The organism is Mesorhizobium sp. M7A.F.Ca.US.005.03.2.1 (assembly GCF_003997795.1).
Classification (GTDB): domain Bacteria; phylum Pseudomonadota; class Alphaproteobacteria; order Rhizobiales; family Rhizobiaceae; genus Mesorhizobium; species Mesorhizobium ciceri.
In genome coordinates this window covers 1-1,568 of the sequence record NZ_RZRP01001140.1, presented here as the reverse complement: position 1 = coordinate 1,568, position 1,568 = coordinate 1, and the positions used below count along the sequence as shown (strand labels likewise).

The window sequence follows — 1,568 nt, the reverse complement described above, 5'->3', positions numbered from 1 at the left end:
CAGCGTCAAGGTGCATGTCAACGGCGAGCCTGTCGCCATGCAGCGAAGCGGAGCGCGCTGCTGTGGACAGGCATTGGTTCCGGCCGCAGAGCACCAGCGGTTCCACAGCGTCTGGCGTGGCTCGTATGGCTCGATCGTGACGGCTATTGTGCGGCTGGAGGATGGGCGCAGCGCCGGCGCCTATCTGGTTACGGGCGGGATTGGATGAACGCCAGCAGCTAGGAAGGCAGCGAAGTCAGCCATTCTTCCCAAAATTCCTGCTGCATATGGACGAAAACCGGAACCACGTCGACGCCATCATCAAATATGTCGACCAGATCGCTCTCTTGCGGAAATTGCCCCGTCTTCACCTTGCAGGCTATCAATCCGCGACTTTTCTCCATCACGGTATTTTCCGGATAAACATTGGCGCTTGCTCCGTAACAGAAGGGTAGCAGGCCATCGACTTCGAGTGCCTGACGGATTTGGAACAGAGCCTCGAAAAAGTCTTCCTCTTCTGCCTCGATCACCTTGTCCCGATAACTGCATTTCAGATTGCAGGCAGCGCCGTTCACGTGCAGCGTGAACACGGCTTGCTCGTCGTCACCAACGGAACCTGCTCCGATCAGAAAAACAGTACGCTGATGGTCCATCTCATCCCCCTCGCCATGTGACGGGATGGTAGTACGACAACGGCCGCTTTCCAGCATGGCAGGGATTGGGACGCGGCCGCACTCCCTGCCGTCGTCATCCGCTGGCCGGGCGTCCCGCCGCAAAGGCAAGGTCCCGCCGAATGACATCCCGCTTGTCTTGCGACAGACCGGCAAGCAGCTTTTCATCGAGGCAGCCTGCTCGGATGAGATGAGTGAAGACATAAAGGAGCTGCGAATAGCGGTAGTCGAACGTCCGGTCGATATCCCGCCGCTGTTCACGCAAATAGGCTTCCAGCTCCCACATCTGGGAGGGAACCGTCACCGCACTGGCCTTGCTCTTGAATTCGGCCATCGTCTTTGCGAGGGCCGCCTCAAGAGCCTTATCGAAGGCGTGGCGGGCGAGCTTCTTTTCGGAAGCGGACCAACTGGAATCGTTCATTGGATATCTCCGTAGATTTCCTGTGAATTCCATCAGATTTTCACGAACTTCGCCTGCTTCTACCCCCGCGCCGCCCAAAGCAAACCCCGCTCCACCATCAGCGCCATTTCCGGCACCGCGAACTCATCCGCCGTGTGACCAAGGGAACTGTAGAAAACCTTCCCCGCCCCATAGCGCCGTTTCCAGACGACCGGCATGACAACGCCGCCTATCCCCGGAAAATGCGCGTCGGTGAAGGTGGTGGTCGCCAGCACCTCATTGCTTGGGTCGACATGCATGTAATATTGCTCCGATCGGTAGGCGAAATCGCTGATGCCTTTTGTGATCGGATCGTCCGGCCGGGTGATCGCGACAGTGTAGTCGATGATGTTGCCGGGATGCGCCGCCCATTGGCCGCCGGTCATGAACTGATAGTCAGGCTCATTGCGGAAACTGTCGCCCATCGTGCCGTGGAAACCGCCGAGCCCGCTTCCCCCGCGAACCGCAAGCGTCAGGTT

Annotated in this window: 3 protein-coding genes and 1 pseudogene; 1 reads left to right on the top strand and 3 read right to left on the bottom strand. The window is 58.6% G+C overall.

Annotated elements, in window-relative coordinates; translation table 11 throughout:
• Window positions 1-208: pseudogene (locus EN991_RS35545) on the top strand (amidase); the annotation flags it as partial.
• A 10-nt stretch (window positions 209-218) separates the two neighbouring features.
• Here the strand turns inward: EN991_RS35545 and EN991_RS35540 are convergent.
• From EN991_RS35540 to EN991_RS35530, 3 genes are all read right to left on the bottom strand, one after another.
• Window positions 219-632 carry a hypothetical protein gene (locus tag EN991_RS35540; protein ID WP_063168681.1) on the bottom strand — a complete coding sequence of 138 codons (414 nt, stop codon included), beginning with the start codon at window positions 630-632 and terminating at the stop codon, window positions 219-221.
• A gap of 94 nt (window positions 633-726) precedes the next feature.
• Window positions 727-1,104: a hypothetical protein gene (locus EN991_RS35535; protein WP_245268615.1), complete on the bottom strand. Its 378-nt coding sequence runs from the start codon at window positions 1,102-1,104 to the stop codon at window positions 727-729.
• Window positions 1,105-1,130: 26 nt separating this feature from the next.
• The coding region (locus EN991_RS35530) for a ThuA domain-containing protein (RefSeq protein WP_127370475.1) at window positions 1,131-1,568 on the bottom strand (438 nt) is incomplete at its 5' end.

What these genes read in the sequence shown, in the direction of transcription:
- EN991_RS35540 (WP_063168681.1), bottom strand. Translation starts at nt 632, where the DNA reads ATGGACCATCAGCGTACTGTTTTTCTGATCGGAGCAGGTTCCGTTGGT.
- EN991_RS35535 (WP_245268615.1), bottom strand. Translation starts at nt 1,104, where the DNA reads ATGGAATTCACAGGAAATCTACGGAGATATCCAATGAACGATTCCAGT.